The following is a 22149-nucleotide window of genomic DNA, read 5'->3' as shown; positions in this document are numbered from 1 at the left end:
CTAGAATCCGTCGCTGAAGATCGCGTCGATCTGGGTTTGATTGATCTTGACCCCGTAATCCTCGCGGATGCCTTCGACAAAAGCCGAGATCAATTCCTGGTCGAGCTGCATGCCGACCAGTTCAGCTAGGCGCGCTTCTTCGGCAGGCGAAATGGCGCTGCGGCCAAAGCCGATTTCGCGCACTTCGGCGATCACCTGCGCACCATTGTTGCCCACAGTGCTTGAAACGAGATCATTGAGCTTGGCGAAGAAGATTTTCTCGTTGAACGGCTTGTTGATCACTTCATTGGTGAAGCGGCGATCGATCACGAGTTCAATCGGCGCGCGGCCATAAGTGTCGGCGACGTCATTTAGGCTGTCGCCCGCGGCCACCGCTTCGCGAATCGCGGCGACGGTGTTTTCAATACGCTCACGGCGTTCGTCGGCGCGCCAGCGCTGCTCAACCTCCGCCTCGACATAGTCATAAGGCTTCAACGCGGGAGGGATGATCTCGCGCAGGGAGACGAAGAAATAACCGTCTTCGGTGGCGAGGCGCAGCGCCTCGCTTTGCTCGCCCTCATCAAGCTGAAAGGCTTCCGCGATCGCCTCGCCCGGCACCTTGTCGATGATGGCGCCGCCCGGCGCGAAGCTGACACGATCGATGGGGCCGAATGTTTCCAGTGTGTAGCCTGCCGCTTCCGCCGCCTCAGCGAGTTCGGCGCCGGTGTCGCGGACTTCCTCGATCTCGTCGAGGGCGTCCTGCATGCGGCGGCGCACATCATTGTCGAGGAACGAGGCTTCGAGTTCGGGGCGCACATCCTCAAATGAGCGCTCCTCGCCTGGCGTGACCGCGGCGACCTGCGCCACTGTCCAGCCAAAGAGACTGCGCACGGGCCCAACCACAGCGCCTTCTGCAACGCCGGCCTCGAAGGCGGCAGCGCCAACCGCCGGATCGACGATCTGGCTTTGCGTGGCGTCCGCAAAGGTCACGGCGTCCAGCGTCATTCCACGCTCAAGCGCGAGGCTTTCAAAGCTTTCGCCCTGAGCCAGATCGGCGACGGCGGCTTCGGCCTCCGCTTCGGTTTCATAGGTGATCTGATAAAGAGTGCGCGTTTCCTGCGTGGAGTAAAGCCGGTCCTTGCCCGCTTCATAAAGACGGCGCATTTCATCTTCCGACGCTTCAAGACCTTCACGGAAATCATCTGCGCGCAGCACCAGAAGGTCGAATGTTCTGTATTCGGGCGCCGTGAAGACCTCTTCATTCTCCTGATAATAGGCCTGAAGATCTTCCGGCGTGGGCTCGGCGGCTTCACCGGACATCTCATCTGTCACTGTGAGATAGGCGACGCGGCGGCGTTCGGTTTCGCGCAGGACCATCGCATCCATCAGACTGTCCGGCGCCGAGGCTTCCGACACCAGCGCTTCGACCAGTTGGCTCCGGCGAAGGTCGTCATGCATCATGGTTTCGAACTGCTTCACCGACAGCCCGTTGCTCAACAGAATGTTTTCCAGCGTCGTGCGGTCAAAGGCGCCGGTCGCCGGGTTCTGGAACATCTCGCTTTCCTGAAGATAGTCGCGGATCGCCGAGCGGGGCAGGGCGAGATTCATCTTCTGGGCGTACTGGTCGAGCGCCGATTGCGTGACGAGCCGGTCGACCACCTGACGCGCCATGCCGCTAGCGACCGCCTCTTCACGGGTGAGACCGCCGCCGGACTCACGCGAGGCGCGCTGGAAGGTCTGGTCAAACTCGCTGCTGACCGTCCGCTGCGAGAAGCTTTCATTTCCCACTGTGACCGCGGAATTTGCGAGCAGCTGCGACGCATTCGGCACCTGCCACAAGGCGAACGCCGCGACCAGAAGAATGATGACGATCCAGGCTACCGCCCCTTTGAGCGCGCCGCGAACCTGACTGAGCATTGATACCGCCTCGATTTATCGGCCAAATCCTTGGCCGCATTCCAAAATTGCGGCGTAACCTAGTGGCGCCCTGTGTCAACGGCAAGGCCGCCGCCGCGCATAGCTGGCCGCGCCGACTGGACAGGCCCCGCCGCATCGCTTACCCCGGCCCAAAGTCGACAATATGAAGGGAGCCAAGGCCCATGAAACCGCTGATTGCCGGGAATTGGAAGATGAACGGGCTGGCTGGCGCGAAGGGGGAAATCGACGCGCTGATCGCCAAGCTCGGGGGCTCGGCCCCTGATGATCGCGAGGTTCTTATCTGTCCGCCGGCGACCCTCGTCGCCGCTTTCGCCGCCAGCTATTCCGATGAGGCGATCCAGATCGGCGGGCAGGACTGTCATCCCCTGGCCAGCGGCGCCCATACCGGCGACATCAGCGCGGAAATGCTGGCCGACGCCGGGGCCGCCTATGTGATTGTCGGCCATTCCGAGCGCCGGGCCGATCACGGTGAAACCGACGCCATCGTCAAGGCCAAGGCTGAGGCCGCCTTCCGGGCCGGGCTGACGCCCATCATCTGCGTCGGGGAGACCAAAGACGAACGTGAAGGCGGCAAGGCGCTTGAAATTGTCGGCGCACAGCTTTCCGGCTCATTGCCCGAGACCGGCGAAACCTATGTGGTCGCCTATGAGCCGGTCTGGGCGATTGGCACCGGGCTGACGCCGACCAATCACGACATCTCCGAGATGCACGATTTCATCCGGTCGAAAACGCCGGAAGGCACGCGTCTTCTTTATGGCGGCTCGGTGAAGCCCGGCAACGCCAAGGAAATTCTCGCCATCTCCAACGTCAATGGCGCCCTTGTCGGCGGCGCCAGCCTGAAAGCCGATGATTTCTATCCCATCGTCGAAGCGGCCCCGGGCGAGATGTAGGCCGCAATGCGCGTGAGCCTCCTGATCGCCCTTTTTATTGTCGCAGCGCTGACCGGACTTTCCGGCTGTGCGACATGGTCGGCGCAAAAGAGCGCCCCCGCGATTGGGTCTTTTCTTGAGATTGAGGGGGAGCAGATTCACGTCATGGATTTGGGGCCGCGCGACAGCGCATATCCGCCGCTGATCCTGATCCATGGCGCCAGCGTAAACTTGCGCGATATGAAACTGGCGCTTGGCGATCGTCTGTCTGCGGATCATCGTGTCATTCTGATTGACCGGCCGGGGCGGGGTTATTCCTCTCGCCCCGATGATGGCTGGCGGCTGGAGACACAGGCGCGGCTGATCAAGGGCGCCGCAGACGCGCTCGGCGTCGAAAATCCAGTGGTGGTGGGCCAGAGTTTTGGCGGCGCCGTGGCGTTGCGCTATGCGCTCGACTATCAGGAGGAGATGAGCGGGCTCGTCCTGTTGGCGGCGGTCAGTCATGAATGGCCGGGCGGCATTGCCTGGTACAATAAGGTGTCCGGCTGGCCCGTCGCGGGCTTTCTTCTGCGCCGGATCGTGATCCCGCCTTACGGGTCTTTATCTGCGGAAAAGAATGTCGCCAGCTCCTTTGCGCCCGATACGCCGCCGGAAGGCTATTACGAGCAAAGCGGCCTTTCGCTGTTGTTTCGCCCCCATGACTTCAAATCCAACGCCGCCGACATCGCGCATCTGAAAGCGGAAATCATCGCGCAACAGGAACGCTATGAAACACTGACGCTCCCCGTCGCCATTGTCACCGGCGCAAGCGACACGACCGTCAGCCCGGATATTCATTCAAAACAGCTCGCCACGGAAATCGACGGCGCGTCGTTATTGCTGCTGCCCGATACGGGACATGCGCTTCACCATTCCCAGACCGAGGCGATTATCGGCGTCATCCGCGCCATGACGGATAGTGAAGCATGAGCGAAACCATCGATATTCGCCGCAAGCGGCTTTTATATCTCGCAACCTATCGCGGCTTCAAAGAAGCAGACCTTCTTATCGGCGGCTTCGCGAAGGCGCATCTCGGCGATATGGAAACGGGCGAGCTGGACCAGCTTGAAGCGCTGTTAAAGCGGAATGACCGGGAGCTCTATGCGTGGGCGACCGACAAAATGGAGGCCCCGGCGGAGCTTCAGGGGAGCGTCCTCGACAAGCTCAAGGCGTTTGAAATTCCCCGCGATTAACGCAACGCTTTTCATATCCGCCGCTTTCGAACAATCTGCGTAACCTTTTCTTAAACAAATCCCGAAAATTGCACTGTCCTATAACGCTGCGTTACGAATTTCGCGTTATTGATCACACCCGGAAGGTGGGTTGGCCTGCCGAGTGGAGTGTTGCGTAGCGTGCAAGCGGAATCTTATTTCCAGCTTTTGAACCCGCTCGTATTCCTGCTTTTTTCAGCGGGCTTTTTCGCCGTGAACGCGGTCCGGCCGTCGCGCGCCGTCCTGATGCTCGCCATTTCATATCTACTCGGCGCAACCGCCTTCACCGTCGACATTCTTGAACAGGCCGACATTTTCAGAATAGGCGCCATTGCGATCAGCGGCGTTTATGCTCTTACAGCCGTCTTGTCTTCGGCTGGCGTCGCCTGCCTTTATCGCGGGTCGGCGCCGTGGAAACTCTTTGGCGCTGCGTTCATCATTCACATGGCGCTCTATAGCTGGTCATATTCAACGAATGGATATGGCTGGACTAGTTCCTTTCTCGCGAATTTCGGTTGCGGCGTGATCTTTTCGATCGGCCTGATTTACATCCGCAACCATCTCTCGCGCGCGATCGACAAGGTCATTTTCTGGATTTACTTCGTCAGCTGCGCGCAATGTTTCGTTCGCCCCGTGCTGCTTGCCTATTTGTCAGGATGGTCTTTTTCGGCGAGCGGTTTCGATCAGACAGACTTTGTGATGGCGCTGCATTTCGTTGTCGGTGCCTGTGCGGTGACAACGGGCATGGCGCTTCTGGTCGCCTGTAGCACCGATATTATCGACGAACTGCAACAGCGCTCTGTGACTGACCGCCTCTCCGGCGTTTATAACCGGCGCGGCTTTGAAGATGCGGCGGAAAGCCTGTTGCGCATGCAAAAGGACAACGACTTCGTCGCTGTAATTCTCGCCGACATCGACCATTTCAAACAGGTCAATGACACAAGGGGCCACGCCTTTGGAGACATGGTGATCGCGGAGCTTGGCGCCCTGTTCAACCAATATGCTGACCATGACCGCATTGCCGGTCGCATCGGCGGCGAGGAATTCGCTATGCTTGTCATCGGCGAACCTGTTCATGTGGTGAAGGATCTTGCGGACGCACTGCGCCGCGATTTTAGCAAGCTGCGTATTGACGCTGACCATGACGATGCTGCGAGCGCCTTTACGGCGAGTTTCGGCGTCGCCCTGCTGCAGCCGGACGAAGGTCTTCTGTCGGTGATCGCCCGCGCCGATGAAGCGCTCTACCTGTCCAAAAATCACGGCCGCAACCGTGTCTCCTGCGAGACCGATGTGCAGGTTGAAAAGCTGCGCACAGCGGCGAACGCCCATATGCGGCGCAAGCACCGTGACGGTCTGATCGCCGCCGGTCTGTGACCAGGCCGCGGGTCCGCCCTATCTTTGGCAACCATCCAGGCGATCTTTTTTAGCTTTACAGCCTGGCTTTGACAGGCTTGATCAGCACACAGGCTGTATACTACAGTAAGATTATTGTTGAGTAGTCATTTTCAATAAATACCAAAATTGAAGAGGGGTGTGGCTATGTTAAAAACAGTTCCAAAATTAGTAATGTTAGTAGCTGTGATCTTGTCGGGTGGCGCGTTTGCTGAGGATCCCGATACTGTGAAAGAACTGAACCTAGAGGATACGCTTGCTGCTCAAATTGCTGCTGTTCAGGCGGATCGTAACATTATCAAAGATTTTAATGCGCCAACAGATATCGTTGGTGCGGTGTTTTTTTGTAAGGAGGATGAGGCGGGGGGCTATGCTGTCTCTGGAACGCCGTATCCGATAGTTGAAAAGAAGACCGTGAGCCTGGACGGTCTGGATACGCCGCAACTGTTTCAGTATATCGTTGAAAAGGGCGGCTCAATTTCTGGATTTGGCGCTGAGGTTTCAGCCGAAAAGAAAAACCTCGTTCAGACTTCGGTCGCAGAGTTCATGAAAGCCGCATCAGCCCAATTATTGAACAAAGATGCGATGAAGCTTGCACTTCAGACACTCGCGTCTGCTGGCGCAAGTGACAGTGATGATTTCTGTTATGTATGGTCGGCCACAGGTTACCGTGCTGAAATGACAGTAAACCAGCATCAAAAGGTTAATCTCAGCACGCCAGGAATTTTCATCATCACCGGCAAGGCTTCATTCCTGAAAAGTAACAAGATTATAAAAGCGCAGAAATTCGCAACTGCGGTTATGAGCAAATATAATGTCGGTAAAGCTCGCTCAATCCTGAGAGATGCACCGCCCGCTTCGGCAGAGATTGCTGCAGATGCCGTCGATGTAAAGGCGTCAAACCTTGCAGACGTGGTGACTGCCGAGCAAATTGATATCGGCCGCGAGGTGGTGAGTGTTGTTGAAAAGACGGAATATTTGAAGACGCTTCAAGCGGAAAATGGGCTGTCGCGCCTAAATTCTCTTGAAATCGAAAAACTTCAACGAGAACAACTAGAGCAGCTTCTCCAACAGCCTGAATAGGGCTTGTCTTAAGCTCTGCCAGAGATTAATTGCAGCGCAAACGCGGGCCGTCAAATCGGCGTCCCGCGCATTTTGCGTTGAGGGTGATGATGGCGGACGGCAAGACGATGGTGTCAGGGGTGGCGGCGATGAGCGCTGAAACCGCCTGGAAAGCACAAGGCCGTCTCGATATTTTCGGCGCGCCGGAAGGCGCCGATGCGCTCGCCGTCGCTGACGCCGCGCGCTCCACAAACGATCTCGTGCTTCATATCGCCCGCGACGGAACACGCGCGGCGGCGATGGCGCAATCGCTGAAATTCTTCGCGCCCGATATTCCCGTCATTGAATATCCCGCATGGGATTGCCTTCCCTATGACCGCGTCTCGCCGTCGCCAGCCGTGTCTTCGAAACGCATGGCGTCGCTGGCCGCGATCCGGCGCCGGGGCGAGGGCGCTTTTATCATTGTCGCGCCTGCCAACGCCGCCCTTCAGAAAACGCCGCCTAAGGAAGTCATCGAGAACGCCGCCCTGTCGCTGGCGCCGGGCGCAGTGATGGAGCTTGATGCGCTAACACTGTATTTGAGCGCTAATGGCTATGCGCGGTCGTCAACGGTACGCGAGCCTGGTGAGTTCGCGGTCAGGGGCGGCCTCGTCGATATCTTTCCGCCCGGTGCCGAAGAGCCTGTGCGGCTCGACTTTTTCGGGGACACGCTGGAGAGCGTGCGCGCGTTCGATGCAGAGACCCAGCGCACGACGCGGCAGCTTTCAGGTTTCTCCCTCGCGGCGGCGAGTGAAATCCTGTTGTCGGAAGACACTATCTCGCGCTTTCGCAAGGGCTATGTGGCGAGTTTTGGCCCTGCCGGGGACGACCCGCTTTACGAGGCGATCAGTGCAGGGCGGACCCATGCCGGCGCCGAACACTGGCTGCCGCTTTTCTATGATCACATGGATACGTTATTCGACTTTGTCGGCGATGCGCTCGTCTTCATGGATCATCTCGCGGAGGAGGCGGTTGAAGAACGGATCAACGCTATTCGCGACCATTACGAGGCGCGCGCCGAAGACACGGAAACGAGAAAACCCCGGAATACTGATTTCGCCGCGCCGGTTTATCGGCCGTTAAAGCCCGATGCGCTCTATCTTAGCAATGACGAGTGGAAAGAGCGCATGTTCACGACGAATTTGCGTCCGCTCTCGCCATTTGCGCCGCCGGAAAACACCCGGGCCTTCAATTTCGGCGCGAAGGTCGGGCGCACTTTCGCCGCCGAGCGCGCCGCTGAAAACATCAATGTCTTCGACGCCGTAAACACCTACGCCAAGTCATTAATGGCGGCGAAAAAGAAGGTCGTCATCGCATGCTGGTCCGAAGGGTCGGCGGATCGGATGAAGACGGTGCTTGCGGACCATGGCGCGAACGACATGAATGTCGTCACCGACTGGAAGGGCGTCCGGCAATCGGCGGCGCCATTAATGGCGGCGGTGCTTGGCCTTGAGACCGGTTTTGAAACGCCGGATGCTGCCTTCATTTCCGAACAGGACATTCTCGGTGACCGCCTGGTGCGCCGGGGCCGCAAGAAACGCGCGGAGAATTTCCTGTCTGAAGCTTCGAGCCTCAATGTCGGCGACTTTGTTGTCCATGTTGATCACGGCATCGCGCGCTATCAGGGCCTAAAGACCCTTGAGGTGCAGGGCGCGCCCCATGATTGCCTCCATCTTGAATATCATGGCGGCGACAAGTTGTTCCTACCTGTAGAAAACATTGAACTTCTGTCGCGCTTCGGATCCGACGACGCCGGCGTGCAGCTCGACAAGCTCGGCGGCGCGGCTTGGCAGGGACGCAAGGCGAAGATGCGCGCGCGCATCAAGATGCTCGCCGAACAATTGATCGCCATCGCCGCGAAACGCGCCATGCGCACATCGGATGTGGTGGAGCCGACGACCGGAACCTATGACGAATTCTGCGCGCGGTTCCCTTACGCGGAAACCGAAGATCAGGAAAACGCAATCGCCGACGTGATTGAGGATTTCGCCAAAGGCCAGCCCATGGACCGGCTCGTCTGCGGCGATGTGGGGTTCGGTAAAACCGAAGTTGCGCTGCGCGCCGCCTTTGTCATGGCCATGACCGGCCGTCAGGTGGCTGTCATTGCGCCAACAACCCTGCTCGCGCGCCAGCATTACAAGAACTTCTCCGAACGCTTCAAAGGCTTCCCGTTAAAAGTCGCGCAGCTTTCCCGCATGGTCACAGCCGGCGATGCGAAAGCAGCTAAAGAGGGAATGACCTCAGGCGATGTGGACATCGTCATCGGCACCCACGCGCTGTTGCAAAAGACCATCAAGTTCCGCGACATCGGTCTCGTTGTTGTCGATGAGGAACAGCATTTCGGCGTCAAACACAAAGAGCGCCTGAAGGAATTCCGCGCCGACACCCATGTCCTGACGCTGACCGCAACGCCGATCCCGCGCACCCTGCAACTCGCCATGAGCGGCATTCGCGATCTGTCCTTGATTGCAACGCCCCCGGTTGACCGGCTGGCGGTGCGCACGACCGTCGGTCCGTTCGATCCGGTAGTGGCGCGCGAGACCCTGTTGCGCGAGCATTATCGAGGCGGTCAGAGTTTCTACGTGGCGCCGCGCATTTCCGATCTCTATGATATCGCGGAATATCTGTCTGACGAATTGCCGGAGCTGAAATTCAAGATCGCCCATGGCCAGATGACGCCAGGCGAACTCGAAGACATCATGACGGCTTTCTATGAGGGCAAGTTCGACGTGCTCGTGTCGACAACCATCATTGAATCCGGTCTGGATATTCCGACGGCAAACACGATTGTCATTCACCGCGCCGACATGTTTGGCCTCGGCCAGCTTTATCAATTGCGCGGACGCGTCGGCCGTTCAAAGCAACGCGCCTACGCCTATCTGACGACAAGCGCCCGAAAGAAACTGACCGCCGCCGCCGAGCGCCGCCTCAAGGTGATGCAGTCTCTCGATACGCTGGGCGCCGGCTTTACGCTGGCGAGCCACGACCTCGATATTCGCGGGGCGGGCAACCTGCTTGGTGAGGAACAGTCCGGCCACGTCAAGGAAGTCGGCGTCGAGCTTTACCAGCACATGCTGGAGGAAGCCGTCGCAGAACTGCGTGAAGGCGGCGTCGAGGCGGAAGGCCAGTGGTCGCCGCAGATCAATCTCGGCACCTCGGTGCTGATTCCCGAGGATTATGTCGCCGACCTCGATGTCCGGATGGCGCTGTACCGGCGTCTGGGGGATGTAACCGAACCGGCGGAAATCGACGCCTTCGGGGCGGAGCTTGTGGACCGCTTCGGCCGGATGCCGCGCGAGGTAGAGCACCTTTTGGAGATCGTCGCCATCAAGGCGGTCTGCCGCAAGGCGGGCATCGCCAAGATCGACGCCGGGCCGAAAGGCGCCGTGATTTCCTTCCGCAACGACACCTTCGCCAATGTGGCGGGGCTGGTGCAATTCATGGGGTCGTCGCCGCTCGATGTGAAACTGCGTCCCGACCAGAAAGTCGTCTTCCGCCAGGAATGGAGTGACGACAAAGCGCGGCTGCGTGGGGCGAAAAAGATCGCCGGGATCATCGCGGAAATCGCGGAAAAGGCGGCCTAGCCACGGTTTCGAGAGCCCTCTTGACCCGGAGAGGCAGGGCGCCTAGCTATCGCCCAGACGTAAAGGAGTTCCGCCTATGAGCGACATTCAGGCCGATATCAAAGCGCAGGTCGACGCCAACCCTGTCATGCTGTTCATGAAGGGAACGCCGCAATTCCCGCAATGCGGTTTTTCATCGGTGGTGGTGCAGATCCTCGATCATCTCGGCGTCGACTATCAGACGGCGAATGTTCTTGAATCGGACGACCTTCGCAATGGCATCAAGCAATTCTCCGACTGGCCAACGATCCCGCAGCTTTACGTCAAAGGCGAATTTGTTGGCGGCTGCGATATTATTCGGGAAATGTTCGAGCAGGGCGAACTGCGCGAATTCCTGAAACAACAAGGTCTCGCCCTCGCTGAATAAGTCTTAATTCAAACCCGACGTTTCGCCGAACGCATCGAAGATGGTGCCGGTCGCGGCGGCGAGTTCATATTGCGTCACCCGAACTTCATAATCGGCTTGTGACGCATTGATCTGCGCAATGACGAGATCGCGTTGTCCGTCGAGTACGTCGATGACGCTGCGTTGACCCGCCGAATATTCCATATCAAGCCCGCGCACGGACTGGCGCGCGGCCTCAATGCCGGACTCAGCGGCGACGCGGCGCGCCTTTGCCTGTTCGAGCTGACGCCAGGTGCGATTGACGATTTCCTCAACCGCCAGGAGCGTCGCTGTCGTCTGGGCTTCCTGTTGCGCAACCGTCGCATTGGCGGAACGCACATTGGCTATGTTGTTTCCCTGCCGGAAAAGCGGCATGCGCATGCGCGCCACAAGCTGATATTCTTCATCGGCCTGCGATGCGATCAGCGGATCTTCGCCGTAGCGTTTGAAATAACTGCCTTCGAGCGTCAGTTGCGGGGCGATCGCGCCGGTCGCCGCGCTCTTGTCGTGACGCGCTGCTTTTGCAGCCGACTCTGCGGCGGCGATGGCGGGATTGCCTTCGCGGGCAATCGCAAGGGCGTCCTCCAGTGAAGAAAAGACATCCGCCAGATCGCTCATATCCTCCGTCATCTCGGCTGCGGGCATGCGCCCGGTGATGCGGATGAAGGCGGCTTCCTGTTGCGCCAGGCGCGTGCGCGCCTCGCCAAGATCAACCTGCGCCTGCGCAAGACGCATACGCGCCTGCTCGACGCCGGTGCGGCTTTGGGCGCCGGCCTCCGTGCGTTTTTCTGAAATGTTCAGTTGCTGGCTCACAAGTCCCATATTCTCAATACGATGATCCACAATCTTGCGTGCAAGTATAACCCCGGCGTGGGCGCGCGCTGCGTCGAGCGCGGTCTGTTGCATCGTTGAAAGCAGCGCAAGTTCCGATTGTGAAACGCGCGCACGCGCCGCGCGGAACCGGTTAAACGCCGACAGGCCTTGAAACAGCGGCTGCACGGCCGTCACGCCGAGCGTGGTTCCTTCACTCATGCCCACGACTTCAAGACCGTCGCTGCGCCAGCGGTCATCCGTATAGGACGCCGTCGCTTCAACATCGGGGAGAAAACCGCCAAGCGCCCGAAAGCGTTCTGACTTTGCTGCGTCCTGCCGGGCCTCGGCGATACGGAGTTGGGGATTATGCCGGAGGGCGTCGCGGATGGCGGCGATAACAGTGCCCGGCGCCTGCGCCTCGAGATCGACGGCGGCCGCGCCGTCAAACGCGTCATAAACGCTCCCGGCCGCATCGTCGGCAAAGCCTTGAACCGGCGCAAGCGCAAACACGCAAAGCACTGATAGAAAACGGTATTTACCGGCCATTGATCCACACATCCTGATCTCCCCGGATAATGTGGATTTGGTTAACGAAAGATGAATTAGCCGATCGGCTCACCCGTCAGCATGGACCTCACAGGGTCCTTTCCGTCCCACACAAGCGAGGCCCGATAGAACGAGGAAAACATCTCATCGAGGCCGGGCGTGTCTTCGATCAGTTCAAGAAAGCCGGGCAGCTCGCCTTTGGTGTCGAGATAGCCGACCAGTCCGCCGCTCGGCACCTTGGCTTCAAAGGCAAGTTCATACCCTTGCGCCTTATAGTCCTTCAGATCGGCGGCGTAGTTCATGGAGGACTTGCCGAAATGATGGAAGCCATAGCCGCGCTCCTCGATCGTTTCCTTATAGACCGAGGGATGGTCGTCATTGGGCTGCAGAAGCTCTATCTGCATATGGCCAGCGAAGCCCATGGCGATGGAGATATCAGCCACCGCCGGCGCGCCGCGATAGACGCCGTCCTCGCCGGTGAAGTGATCGAGGAGGAACCACGGGCCGACATTCAGACGGGCGCGCCATTTCTCCATGGCGTCGTGGATATCGGCGACCACATAGGCCGTCTGAATGATGCCGCCCTGCGGCTGACCGAAGGTGTAAAGACCCATGACGTTGCGCTCCCGGTTAACGGCCGTGATTATCTCCGACTCTGAGCAATAGTAGCCCGCGATGGGGGATTTGGCCGTTGCATTCCGGCGGTTCCAGCGCGCTGCGAGGGAAGGGCGCGTAACGCCTTGCAAAGCCAATCAATTACGGGCATTACCGGCGGCGGAGACGTGGCCGAGTGGTCGAAGGCGCTCCCCTGCTAAGGGAGTAAGCGGCTTAAACCCGCTTCGAGGGTTCGAATCCCTTCGTCTCCGCCAGTCTTCTGCTACTGGCACATGCCGCGATCTTCGAGGTCCGCCAGCATTTTGGCGTTGAGCTCGGCGGCGTCCATGCCTTCCTCAGCGTTGCGCAACAAGAACTCACGATAGGCGAGACAATATTCCTGCTCACTCAGCGGAGAGCTGAAATCCACGACCTGTTCCGCTTCATCTTCGGCCATTGGCGGCATGTCGGCGGCGTCCTCGATAAGCGCGCCTTCAACCGTTCCGGCGTTCTCCGCCAGATTTTCTTCCTCAATGATGTCTTCGACAAGATCGTTTTCCGCCGCCGGTTCGGCCTCGGGTGTGATGATGTGCGCCTCGGCGACCGGCTCCTCTGCAGCCGCTGGAGGAACAATCAACTTGGCAGCCTCTGTAGCTGCGTCTTTCGCCGATTTCACAAGCTGACTGGCGACGTCTTCTTTTTTGACCGGCGCTTCAGCCGATTTCGGCTTGGGCGTCAGTACAGGGACTGGGGTTTCGCCCTGCACGACTTTCTTGCGGCGCTTGGCGTTCTTTTTAGTCTCTTCGGCCTGGTTTTCGCCTTCTGCGTTGAATGCGATCGGAGACGCACTGGCGGCCTCATCAGGCGCCAATAGAGGTGCGCCCATATCGCCGGGCATGCGCGGCGGATTTTTCATCGCATAAAGTCTTGCGCGCTCTTCTGTGCGCGCCGGCACAGGCGGTAGCGTCATCTGGCCGAAGCGCGACGCGGCGTTCGCCAGCACAACTGACGGCGCCAGAGCATTCGCAACACGGTTGCGCGCGCCGCCGCGCTCAATATCAGCGGCAAGCTTTCCGGGGATCGGTTTTTCATTCAGCCGGCCGCGATAGACCTGCACATTCTCAAGAACGCGCTGCACATAGTTGCGTGTCTCGGAGAAGGGGATCAGCTCAACCCAGTCAAGCGGATCAACACTGTCGCTGCGCGGATCACCATAATCTCCGACCCACTGATCAACACGCGCAGCGCCGGCGTTATATCCGGCGAAAGTCATCACCAGAGAACCATCGAAACGGTCAATCAGATGGGATAGATGCGCAGAACCAAGAGTCATGTTGTAGGCCGGGTCATCGAGCAAGGCGCCGCGTGAATAGACCAGACCTTCCTTGCGTGCGGTGATCTGCGCCGTTGTCGGAATGAGCTGCATGACGCCGCGGGCGCCCGCGCGCGAATAGGCGCGGGGGTTGAACTCGCTCTCCTGACGGGAAAGGCCAAGGATGATTTCCGGAGAGACGAATTTTGCAGCCTCATCCGGCACGAAGATCAATGGATAGGCGACATCGGGCGTAAAGGCGCCGCGCTGGATCGCCACCTTGCCGGCGCGCACAGTCAGATGCGGGGCGCCTTCACCATTAGTGAGCTTGGCTAGTTCGATATACTCGCCGGGACGTTCCAGTTGATCGTCCACATGATAAGCGAAGACCATGAACTCATATTCAAGATCGAGATCGGTCAGCATCCGCAGCGCCGCCACGGTGGGCCGCGACGTAAAGAGCGCACGGTCCATCGGCGAAGATTGCGCGACCTCGTCGAATTTGGAAGCCACAAAGGCACCGCCAAGCTTTTCGGCCGCCAATTGTCCGTAATAGGAATAATAATGCTGCGCGGCGTTAGCGTAATACGCATTCGCGCTGGCGGTATCGCCTTTCGCCTCTGCGGCGCGGCCAAGCCAGTATTGCGCTCTAGAAACCGAGATGGGCGAACCGACTTCAGAGGCGAGCGCGAGGAAATGAGTCTCCGCCCGTTCCGGCGCATTCAGGAACCGCAGCGCAATCCAGCCCGCGTAAAACTCGGCTTCGGCGTAGTCGGCGCCTTCGCTCATGCGATGACCGGCGGCGACTTCATAAGCATCGGCGAAGCGGCCGTTTTTCAACGCCCAGCGCATGAGAAGGTTGCGCTCATCCCACCAGCGTCCGCCATCGCGGATCTCCGCCGGGTCTTCCGGCGCCAATTGCGCCAGCGCCATTGCATATTGTTCTTCGCCGCGGCGGCGATGATAGCGAACCGCCGCATGCAACATGCCGGAATCGAGCTGGTCTTTTTCCGGGAGACGGTCGAACATTTTCTGAGCGCTCGACGCCTGTAATAATAACGCGGCGCGGGCTTCCGCGTTCTTGCGATCGTGAGAGTCGAGATAAGGGAATACGCGGCGGGCGTTCGTGACCTGACGGCCCCAGAGCAATTGATCGACGCGAGCCGCATGGTCTTTTTCGGTCAGCCGGCCGCCATAACTGGAAAGGACACGCCTTTCCTCAGCCAGGGTGAAGGTGCTGTTGATCCACGCGTCACGTAGCTGTTCTTCGCCGCCGGTGATATCGCCAACGGCGAAAAGCGCGCGCGCAAGCTGCAGCTTGCCATATCCGGTGACGGGCTCTCTCGTATCGAAAAAGGCGAGGACCTGATCGGCTGGCGCGGAGTCCGGAATCTTTTTCTCAATCCAGGCATGGATGCGCGAGCGCGCCGGCCAGTCGGGATTGGCGTCAAGGAAAGAGTCCGCCAGATTGAAATCCACGGCTGGGTCCTGGGCCATGAAATACATCCACTCGCCAAGCCCCTTGGCGATAGGATCTTGAACAAGGCTGATCAGGGAAATGGCTGTGGGAAACTGGTGCGTTTTGAGAGCGGCGTGCGCTGCAAGCAGTCGCTCCTTATCGCCCCGGCTCATATAGAGCGGTCCGGGCGCAGGCGGCTTTATGCGCGGCGCAACTTCGCTCATGCTCGCGCCGGCGCTGAAAGGCGCAGTGACAGTTAATACCGCCAACGCCGCCGCCGCGGCCTTGAGCGCTATTTTAACCCTTCCCGGAAAGCGCCATGCCATATCCAAGGCGATCCCCCCCTTGGGCGCTATACGCACCATACCGTCTAAACTCCCGCTTCAGAACACCGGTTAGCCTTACAATAGCCTAAACTGCGCGCCATCCAAACAGCAGCGCTTGCTGAAACCGCGCGGTGACGCTAGGGGTGACCTTAAATTTGAGAAAAACAGAGCCAATGACACAGTTTAAAGGGTCAATTACGGCCCTCGTCACGCCTTTCAGGGATGGAGCCGTCGACGAGGGAGCCTTTCAGAACATGGTCGAACGCCAGATCGCGGCGGGCACTCACGGCCTCGTGCCGGTGGGGACAACCGGCGAATCGGCGACGCTGTCGGATGAAGAGCATGAGCGAGTGATTTCGCTCTGCGTCGAAGTCGCCGGCGGGCGCGTTCCCGTCATCGGCGGCGCCGGCTCCAATGAGACCGCCTACGCCATCTCCATGGCGCAGCGCGTTCAAAATATCGGCGTCGATGCGATCCTGGCGGTCACCGGCTATTATAACCGGCCGAGCCAGGCGGGCCTCGTCGCACATTACACCGCGCTGCATAATGCGACCGACATCCCGATCATTCTTTACAACATCCCTGCGCGCACGGTTGTCGGTCTCGCACGGGACACAATGGCGACGCTGTCGAAACTGCCGCGCATTGTCGGCGTCAAGGACGCCACCGGCGATCTCGCCCGCGTCGCGGTGCAGCGCCGCGAATGTGCGCCCGATTTCACCCAGCTTTCGGGTGAGGACATGACGGCGGTCGGCTTCAACGCTATGGGCGGCGTTGGCTGCATTTCCGTAACGTCAAATGTCGCGCCGGATCTGTGCGCGCATATGCAGGATGCCTGTCTCAATGACGACTATGTCACCGCGCGGGCGCTTCAGGACAGGCTGACGATGCTCCATGACGCGCTCTTTTCCGACGCCAGTCCCGGCCCGGTTAAATACGCGCTGTCTTTGATGGGACTTTGCACAGACGAGTTGCGCCTGCCCATGGTTGCGCCGAATGATGCATCGAAAGCAAAGGTGCGGGCCGCTCTGGAAGAGCTCGGCCTGATCGGCTGATGTCCGACAAAGACAAAGAAGGCCGCAAGATCATTGCGGAGAACCGCCGGGCGCGTCACGAATATTTCGTTGAGGACGTGATCGAGGCGGGGATCATGCTGACCGGCACCGAGGTGAAGGCGCTGCGTGAAGGCAAGGCCAATATCGCAGAAAGCTACGCCTCGCCGGAGGACGGCGCGATCTGGCTGATCAACGCCAATATTCCGGAATATTCAGCGGGCAATCGCGAAAACCACGAACCGAAACGCAAGCGCAAGCTATTGCTGCACAAGCGCGAGATCACGCGTCTGGCGCAAGCGGTGGAGCGCAAGGGTTATACGCTGACGCCCTTGCGGCTCTATTTCAATGAGCGCGGGCGCGCCAAGCTCGAACTCGGGCTTGCTCAGGGCAAGAAGATCCACGACAAGCGGGACACGTCGAAAGAACGAGACTGGAACCGACAGAAACAGCGGCTGCTGCGCGACCGCGGTTAAATCACAATCGGGGTGCGCCGTTAAAAGCGATTTCCGCGTTTTCGCGAAGCATCGCCAGGGCCAGCGCGACGCATTCTTCGATGCATAACCCTTCAGGGCGTTTGCAAGGAACTGCGGAGACATTAACCCCGTACAGAAGGTCATCGCCGGCGCTGCGAAAAACAGTGTTTTCAAGAACGCCCTGTATTCGCAACGCCGCCTTGCCTGCATCGCGCTCTGTGGTTGACGGCATTATGACAAGAAAAGTGTCCGTTGCGATGCGCGTGACCATGTCTTCGGCGCGAGTGACGCGATTGATAAGCCGCGCCGCCTGATGCAAGGCGCGGCGGCCGGGCTCTGCCTCGCCATGCTCTTTCGACTCGGTTTCGATGCGCAATGCGATCATGGAAAGCCCGCGCCCGCTTTGATCGGCGCGGGCGCAAAGTCTGGCGCCATGCTCGGCAAGGAAAGTGGCCGTAAAGGCGCCGGAGCCTGCATCACGCACGCCATCGCCCTCACAAGCCTGAAGAAATTTCCGCATGGATTTCAGGAGCCGCGCGCGGCGCGCAGCGAGTTGGGTTTTCGGACTGAGATCGGCGGGGATATGACCGGTGAGCATGAAGTCCGATGCTCCGCGTATGGCGTAGTCAGCCGCTTCGTCGGGATCATGCAAAGGAAAGATGATCGGCATATTGGCGTGTTTGGGATGACGGCGAAGGGACCGGGAAAGGCTCATCAGGGGATCGCTGTCGCGTTTGGGTAAAAAGATCGCAGCGTCGAACTGCATGCTCTCCGCGGCTCGCAGCGCCTGTCCCGCAGAGAATACGCATATGCACTGTTCGGTAACAGGCTTGAGGGCGTTCAGCGCGGCGAGGGCGACGGGCCCCGCCTCGCCGGCAATCAGAACCCGCAAGGCGCCCGCCGGCGCCGAAATGGGAGGGAAGTCATTGAGGCGGTTGAGACTGGCGAGACTTTTGAGCCGCTCGCCGGCTTCCTCGGCGATATTGCGCAAACGCAGAACCTGACGGCAGCGTTCGATCAGCCCATCCGGTTTGGTGAGCATAACCACGAGTTCGCCATGGCGGCGCAGAGCGCGGCGGGCCGTCTCGTCGATATAGGGATCGATGATGATCAGAATCGACGATTCCGGCGAGGATTTGCGCAGGAGCCCGGCGATGGACTGGGCCTTGCGGCTCGACACATGGCGGCCGCGCAGATCAATCAGGCCAATATCGGCGTCCGCGCGCGAAGCGTCCTCATGCGAGACAAGGGCATAGCCGGCGTCCTCGAAGGCGACGGTTAACGCTGCGCGCCCTTCGTCGCCATCGCCAACATAAACAATACGTGCTTTCGGCGAAGCGCCGATATCTTCCTGCATGAACTCACCCGGCCACGGCTTGCCGCCGCTTCTCTTTGTCAGCGCGGAGCCCGCGCTGCCGGGAGTTTATTCAAGATACGGGCCGCATCGCCGTCTTCTTCGGCAGGTTGCAGACGGTCCTTTTCGCTCGCCGCAACCTTGATTTCCGGCTTGGCCGAAAGACAGAGGTCGTCTTCGCCGCTAGCGGGAAAAACACCATTGGCGGCCCGCTCCTGGTAGCAGGGAAGAGCGGCCAGGAATTCCTGCGGTTTCTGATAGGGGCCAGCCTCACGGTAAAGCTGAGCGGTGGAAACGCCGACATAGCGCCAGTGCCAGGGCTCATAAGGGTCTGCGCCGGGCAGGTAATTATTGCCTGGCGGGTAGGAGAGGATGAAGCCGAAGCGATAGGCGTTTTCCTCGAAGCACTGATAGGCGCGGTCGCTCGGCCTCATGAAGCGGTTTTCCACATTGATGTCGGCGGCGAGACCGGTCTGGTGCTCGGACATGCCGGGCGGCGTCACGGTGCCTTTACCGCCGATATTGGCGTAAAGCCCTTTCTGCGTGGCGTAGGAGCGATAGCCGGAGCGCAGGGAGATACGCTCGCCCGATTCAGAACGGCACAACGAAATCAGTTGCGCCAGCCGGGCGGGCAGATTGGCCTCGCGCGGGTCTGCATCGGGGTCGCCCGCGAGCCGCAATTTCATTTCATCTATGTTCGGCGACTTCGCCGTCGGGATGGAAAATTCAGCGGCGGAAACAAGATCGCCCGGCGCATAATCGGATTTCAAAAGGAACAGTTGCGACACCGGCCGGTTGATATCCTCACGGCGGTCGCGCTCGCGATTGATGGCGTAACGCTGTGCGCCAAAGGCATCGCGGAAAAGATTGCGCATATGCTCTTGCAGGGCCTGCGCTTCGGTGTAACGGCCCTGTCTTTCATAAATGCCGGTGAGGAGCTTGATATAGAGACTGAGATCGGGGCTGTTCGCGCCTTTAAGCTGTTCCTGCGCATGGAAGGCGTCAAGATAAAGCTTCTCTGCATCATCGAGCCTGCCCATACCGGAATAAACCGGCCCCAGCACGAGCGTCAGTTGCACCGTATCCTGATGATCTCCGCCAAGCAGCTTCGTTCGGATCAGATAGGCCGACGATAAAAGGCCCGCCGCAGCATAAGCGCCATGTTCGCGCATGGCGTAAAAAGAGCCGAGCGACGCCATATTTGTCGCTGCGGCGAGCTGCGCCTCGCGCGCGCCGACGGTGGATTCATAAGGGCGCGCATGATTTAGCGCGGCGGCGAAAAGCTGTTCCGCCTCAGCGACGCGATCAGCGTAGAATGCCGAGATCGCCGCCGACTCATCGGCGCTGCGCACGGCGTCATCGCCCGCAAGGTCCAGAAAGGAAGCGTAGATAGCGACTGCCGTTTCAATATCGCCCGACAGGACCGATGCGCGCGCAAGCTTGTCTTCATAAAGGGCGCGTTTGCGCCGGTTGAGCGTGTCCGAAGACTTTGTCGCGAGGGCGTCGCGCAGAAGGCCGGCGGCGCGTTCATTGCGATTGCGCGACAATTGCGCATCGGCGACCCGCAGCATCAAGGGGGCGAGCTGTTCTTCGCTCTGGCCTTCTTTTGTCAGAAGCCGCAGCGCGCGTTCGCCATGAACGGCGGCGCGGCGCGACGCATTCTGCGCCGTCAGCTGGTCAAACCGCGCCAGAGCGGCGCTCGAGTCCACACGGACAGCAACGTTGAAATAGATGGCAAAACTGATCGCCAGGATCAGAAAGGCCCCGGCCAGATATGTCGGCGAACGAAACGCCATCGCCCTCAGACTACCCCTCAACTAAACGCCCTCCGGTCCCCTCCGGATTTTCCCCTAAGGGTGACTTTATCACCCGGAACGGCGCGACGCGAGCCATTGACAGGGGATTTTTGCGCCGGGAATGCAGTGCTGGCGCTGGCGCATCCGGACCGATTTGGCTATGCCCGGCTGGCAGATCAGAAAGGCCGGAGACAATGAAAGGCGCAGGCAGGCGGCGTATTTACCTCATGCGGCATGGGCATGTGGACTATTTCGCGCCGGACCTGACGGACCCCCGCATGGTGCCTCTGACCGAAATGGGGCGTGAGCAGGCGGGCGCCGCCGGGGCCGCCCTCAGCCATGCGCATTTCGACCTCGCCGTTTATTCCGGCCTGCCGCGCACGCGTGAAACGGCGGAGATTGTGCTCTCCGATAACAAGGCGCCGCCCGAACTCATCGCCCATGAAGGCCTAGAAGAAATCAAGAGCGGCTGGATCAAGGCGACCTCCCGGGAAGAGCTTGCGGCGCGGCTCGCCTATAGTTTCGATGAGGCCGATGCGCCGGGGGCAAGTTTCCTTCCGGACGGGGAAACCTTTGAAAACGCTCAGCGCCGCATCATCGCCGCGCTGGAGGAACTGGTTCTGACGCGTGAGTGGCGGACAGCGCTTGTCGTCGCTCATGAGGGCGTGAACCGGATCGCGCTTGGCTGGGCATGCGGAGGCGGGCTCTCTACGATCGCCGCTTTCGAGCAGGATCTGGCCTGTCTCAATCTTATTGACGTGGATGTGACCCCGAACGAGGCCGGAACTGGCCTCCAGATTGAGCGTATGGCGTTGAAAGCGCTGAATGTAACCGCCTACGACTTTGTGAAAAAAGGGCTTACCCGGTCCAGCCTTGAACACCTGTTCGACGTGGATTTCGGGGGCCTGCGGCCCAGAAACAGCGAAGTCGCCTGAAACGCCGCTCAGAAACAGCCTTAAACCTTTCGCAAATATGTGGTTAAATCCGCGGCAGGGGTATTGTGAGGGAGCGTTTTCAAATGCCGTATGGTGTGAAACAGGGCGTCAAGGCGCCGGGCAGTTATACAATTGCAGATATGGCCGGGCTCGCCCTGTCAGGTGCGGCTGGCATCATCGCAGCGCTGGTGACCGATTATCAGCAGCAGGGCGAATCGTCCGCGCTGTTCACGATCAATCAGTGGTTCGTCCAGTTTGGCAGCCTGCTCGGGTATACGGACATTCCATTGTGGATGGTCGTCTTGGGCATGACCGCCGTCGGCGCCGGTTCGATTTTTTATTTCCAGCCGATCACAAGGCAAGGCGCCTTCGCACAAGGTTTCGGTTTGCTCGCGGTTTTGATGACGGCGATCCCCGCCGACCTCGCTGGCGGCATTCAAGGCATCAACGATTCTCTTCCCGGGCTTGAACCTGCGGCGACTCGCGAAGCCTCCATGGAAGGGCGCATCTACCAGGCGAATTACACGGCGGCGCAGTATGTTCCGGCGCAAAGCGAACGCGGCGCGGCGAAATATGACGTGCATCTGGTGATTAACTTTCCGAACGGCCTGCCGGATAACGTAGACACCATGATCCGCCGCGGCTCCCTGCGTGGACGCCTGCATAATGAAGATCTTAACCAGACGTGGAATCTTTTTCGCAGCGCCGGCGGCACAGTTCGCAAACAGGGAAATTCGCTGGTAATTCATGCTGGCGTTCCCGCCCGCTCAAACGATGCGCGTTTGTGGGTGCGCGTCGAAGCCGAGGGCTACGCTATTCAGGTTGAATCCTATCAGGCGAGCGTTGGAGAAACCGTCGAGTGGAACGTTGATATGATCCCGTCATCAACGCCGCTCTTTATTCAGCGCCTCGGCAAGAGCTACTGGTTCTAGGTTTTCACCCAGGACAA

General features: G+C 59.5%; 17 protein-coding genes and 1 tRNA gene. 12 read left to right on the top strand and 6 right to left on the bottom strand.

The window, feature by feature from the left end:
• Positions 1-1896, bottom strand: coding sequence for a peptidylprolyl isomerase (locus tag ACFOOP_RS14750; RefSeq protein WP_379881882.1), 1896 nt, complete (start codon positions 1894-1896; stop codon positions 1-3).
• A gap of 182 nt (positions 1897-2078) precedes the next feature.
• Here ACFOOP_RS14750 and tpiA point away from each other — a divergent pair, with 182 nt between their 5' ends.
• The 7 genes from tpiA (at position 2079) to grxD (ending at position 10519) form a co-directional block, all read left to right on the top strand.
• Positions 2079-2807 carry a triose-phosphate isomerase gene (gene tpiA / locus ACFOOP_RS14745; protein WP_379881881.1) on the top strand — a complete coding sequence of 243 codons (729 nt, stop codon included), beginning with the start codon at positions 2079-2081 and terminating at the stop codon, positions 2805-2807.
• A gap of 6 nt (positions 2808-2813) precedes the next feature.
• A complete protein-coding gene (locus tag ACFOOP_RS14740) occupies positions 2814-3755 on the top strand; it encodes an alpha/beta fold hydrolase (RefSeq protein ID WP_379881880.1) in 942 nt (313 codons plus the stop codon).
• The gene (locus tag ACFOOP_RS14735) at positions 3752-4018 is read left to right on the top strand and encodes an FAD assembly factor SdhE (RefSeq protein WP_379881879.1); all 267 of its coding nucleotides are present in this window, start codon (positions 3752-3754) and stop codon (positions 4016-4018) included. The genes ACFOOP_RS14740 and ACFOOP_RS14735 overlap by 4 nt, the downstream gene beginning before the upstream one ends.
• A gap of 159 nt (positions 4019-4177) precedes the next feature.
• Positions 4178-5410: a GGDEF domain-containing protein gene (locus tag ACFOOP_RS14730; RefSeq protein ID WP_379881877.1), complete on the top strand. Its 1233-nt coding sequence runs from the start codon at positions 4178-4180 to the stop codon at positions 5408-5410.
• A 165-nt stretch (positions 5411-5575) separates the two neighbouring features.
• On the top strand, positions 5576-6511 hold the full coding sequence (locus ACFOOP_RS14725; protein WP_379881876.1) for a hypothetical protein: 936 nt from the start codon (positions 5576-5578) through the stop codon (positions 6509-6511).
• 128 nt (positions 6512-6639) lie between these two features.
• Complete coding sequence (gene mfd / locus ACFOOP_RS14720) at positions 6640-10113, top strand: transcription-repair coupling factor (protein WP_379882901.1); 3474 nt, start codon at positions 6640-6642, stop codon at positions 10111-10113.
• A gap of 76 nt (positions 10114-10189) precedes the next feature.
• Positions 10190-10519 (top strand): Grx4 family monothiol glutaredoxin, encoded by a 330-nt coding sequence (gene grxD, locus ACFOOP_RS14715; protein ID WP_379881875.1) that lies wholly within the window; start codon positions 10190-10192, stop codon positions 10517-10519.
• Between the two features lie 3 nt (positions 10520-10522).
• Here grxD and ACFOOP_RS14710 read toward each other — a convergent pair whose 3' ends face one another.
• Entirely contained in the window at positions 10523-11908 is a 1386-nt protein-coding gene (locus ACFOOP_RS14710; RefSeq protein ID WP_379881873.1) for a TolC family protein, read from the bottom strand.
• Between the two features lie 44 nt (positions 11909-11952).
• Complete coding sequence (locus tag ACFOOP_RS14705; RefSeq protein ID WP_379881872.1) at positions 11953-12510, bottom strand: VOC family protein; 558 nt, start codon at positions 12508-12510, stop codon at positions 11953-11955.
• Between the two features lie 162 nt (positions 12511-12672).
• Here ACFOOP_RS14705 and ACFOOP_RS14700 point away from each other — a divergent pair.
• Positions 12673-12765, top strand: a tRNA-Ser gene (locus tag ACFOOP_RS14700).
• An 8-nt stretch (positions 12766-12773) separates the two neighbouring features.
• Here ACFOOP_RS14700 and ACFOOP_RS14695 read toward each other — a convergent pair.
• A complete protein-coding gene (locus ACFOOP_RS14695) occupies positions 12774-15485 on the bottom strand; it encodes a lytic transglycosylase domain-containing protein (RefSeq protein WP_379881871.1) in 2712 nt (903 codons plus the stop codon).
• A 275-nt stretch (positions 15486-15760) separates the two neighbouring features.
• Here ACFOOP_RS14695 and dapA point away from each other — a divergent pair, with 275 nt between their 5' ends.
• Entirely contained in the window at positions 15761-16642 is an 882-nt protein-coding gene (gene dapA / locus ACFOOP_RS14690; protein ID WP_379881870.1) for a 4-hydroxy-tetrahydrodipicolinate synthase, read from the top strand.
• The gene (smpB, locus tag ACFOOP_RS14685; RefSeq protein WP_379881868.1) at positions 16642-17115 is read left to right on the top strand and encodes an SsrA-binding protein SmpB; all 474 of its coding nucleotides are present in this window, start codon (positions 16642-16644) and stop codon (positions 17113-17115) included. The genes dapA and smpB overlap by 1 nt, the downstream gene beginning before the upstream one ends.
• A gap of 1 nt (position 17116) precedes the next feature.
• Here smpB and ACFOOP_RS14680 read toward each other — a convergent pair whose 3' ends face one another.
• Together ACFOOP_RS14680 and ACFOOP_RS14675 are read right to left on the bottom strand one after the other, a co-directional pair.
• A complete protein-coding gene (locus ACFOOP_RS14680; RefSeq protein ID WP_379881867.1) occupies positions 17117-18472 on the bottom strand; it encodes a GGDEF domain-containing protein in 1356 nt (451 codons plus the stop codon).
• Between the two features lie 38 nt (positions 18473-18510).
• A complete protein-coding gene (locus tag ACFOOP_RS14675) occupies positions 18511-20265 on the bottom strand; it encodes a D-alanyl-D-alanine carboxypeptidase family protein (protein ID WP_379881866.1) in 1755 nt (584 codons plus the stop codon).
• Positions 20266-20459: 194 nt separating this feature from the next.
• Here ACFOOP_RS14675 and ACFOOP_RS14670 point away from each other — a divergent pair, with 194 nt between their 5' ends.
• The gene (locus tag ACFOOP_RS14670; RefSeq protein WP_379881865.1) at positions 20460-21200 is read left to right on the top strand and encodes a histidine phosphatase family protein; all 741 of its coding nucleotides are present in this window, start codon (positions 20460-20462) and stop codon (positions 21198-21200) included.
• Between the two features lie 83 nt (positions 21201-21283).
• Positions 21284-22132 (top strand): hypothetical protein, encoded by an 849-nt coding sequence (locus ACFOOP_RS14665; RefSeq protein ID WP_379881864.1) that lies wholly within the window; start codon positions 21284-21286, stop codon positions 22130-22132.
• Positions 22133-22149: the final 17 nt, after the last annotated feature.

Source organism: Hyphococcus aureus (genome assembly GCF_042643165.1).
Classification (GTDB): Bacteria; Pseudomonadota; Alphaproteobacteria; order Caulobacterales; family Parvularculaceae; genus Hyphococcus; species Hyphococcus aureus.
The sequence above is the reverse complement of the archived record's forward strand: the minus strand, read 5'-3'. Positions and strand labels throughout refer to the sequence as shown.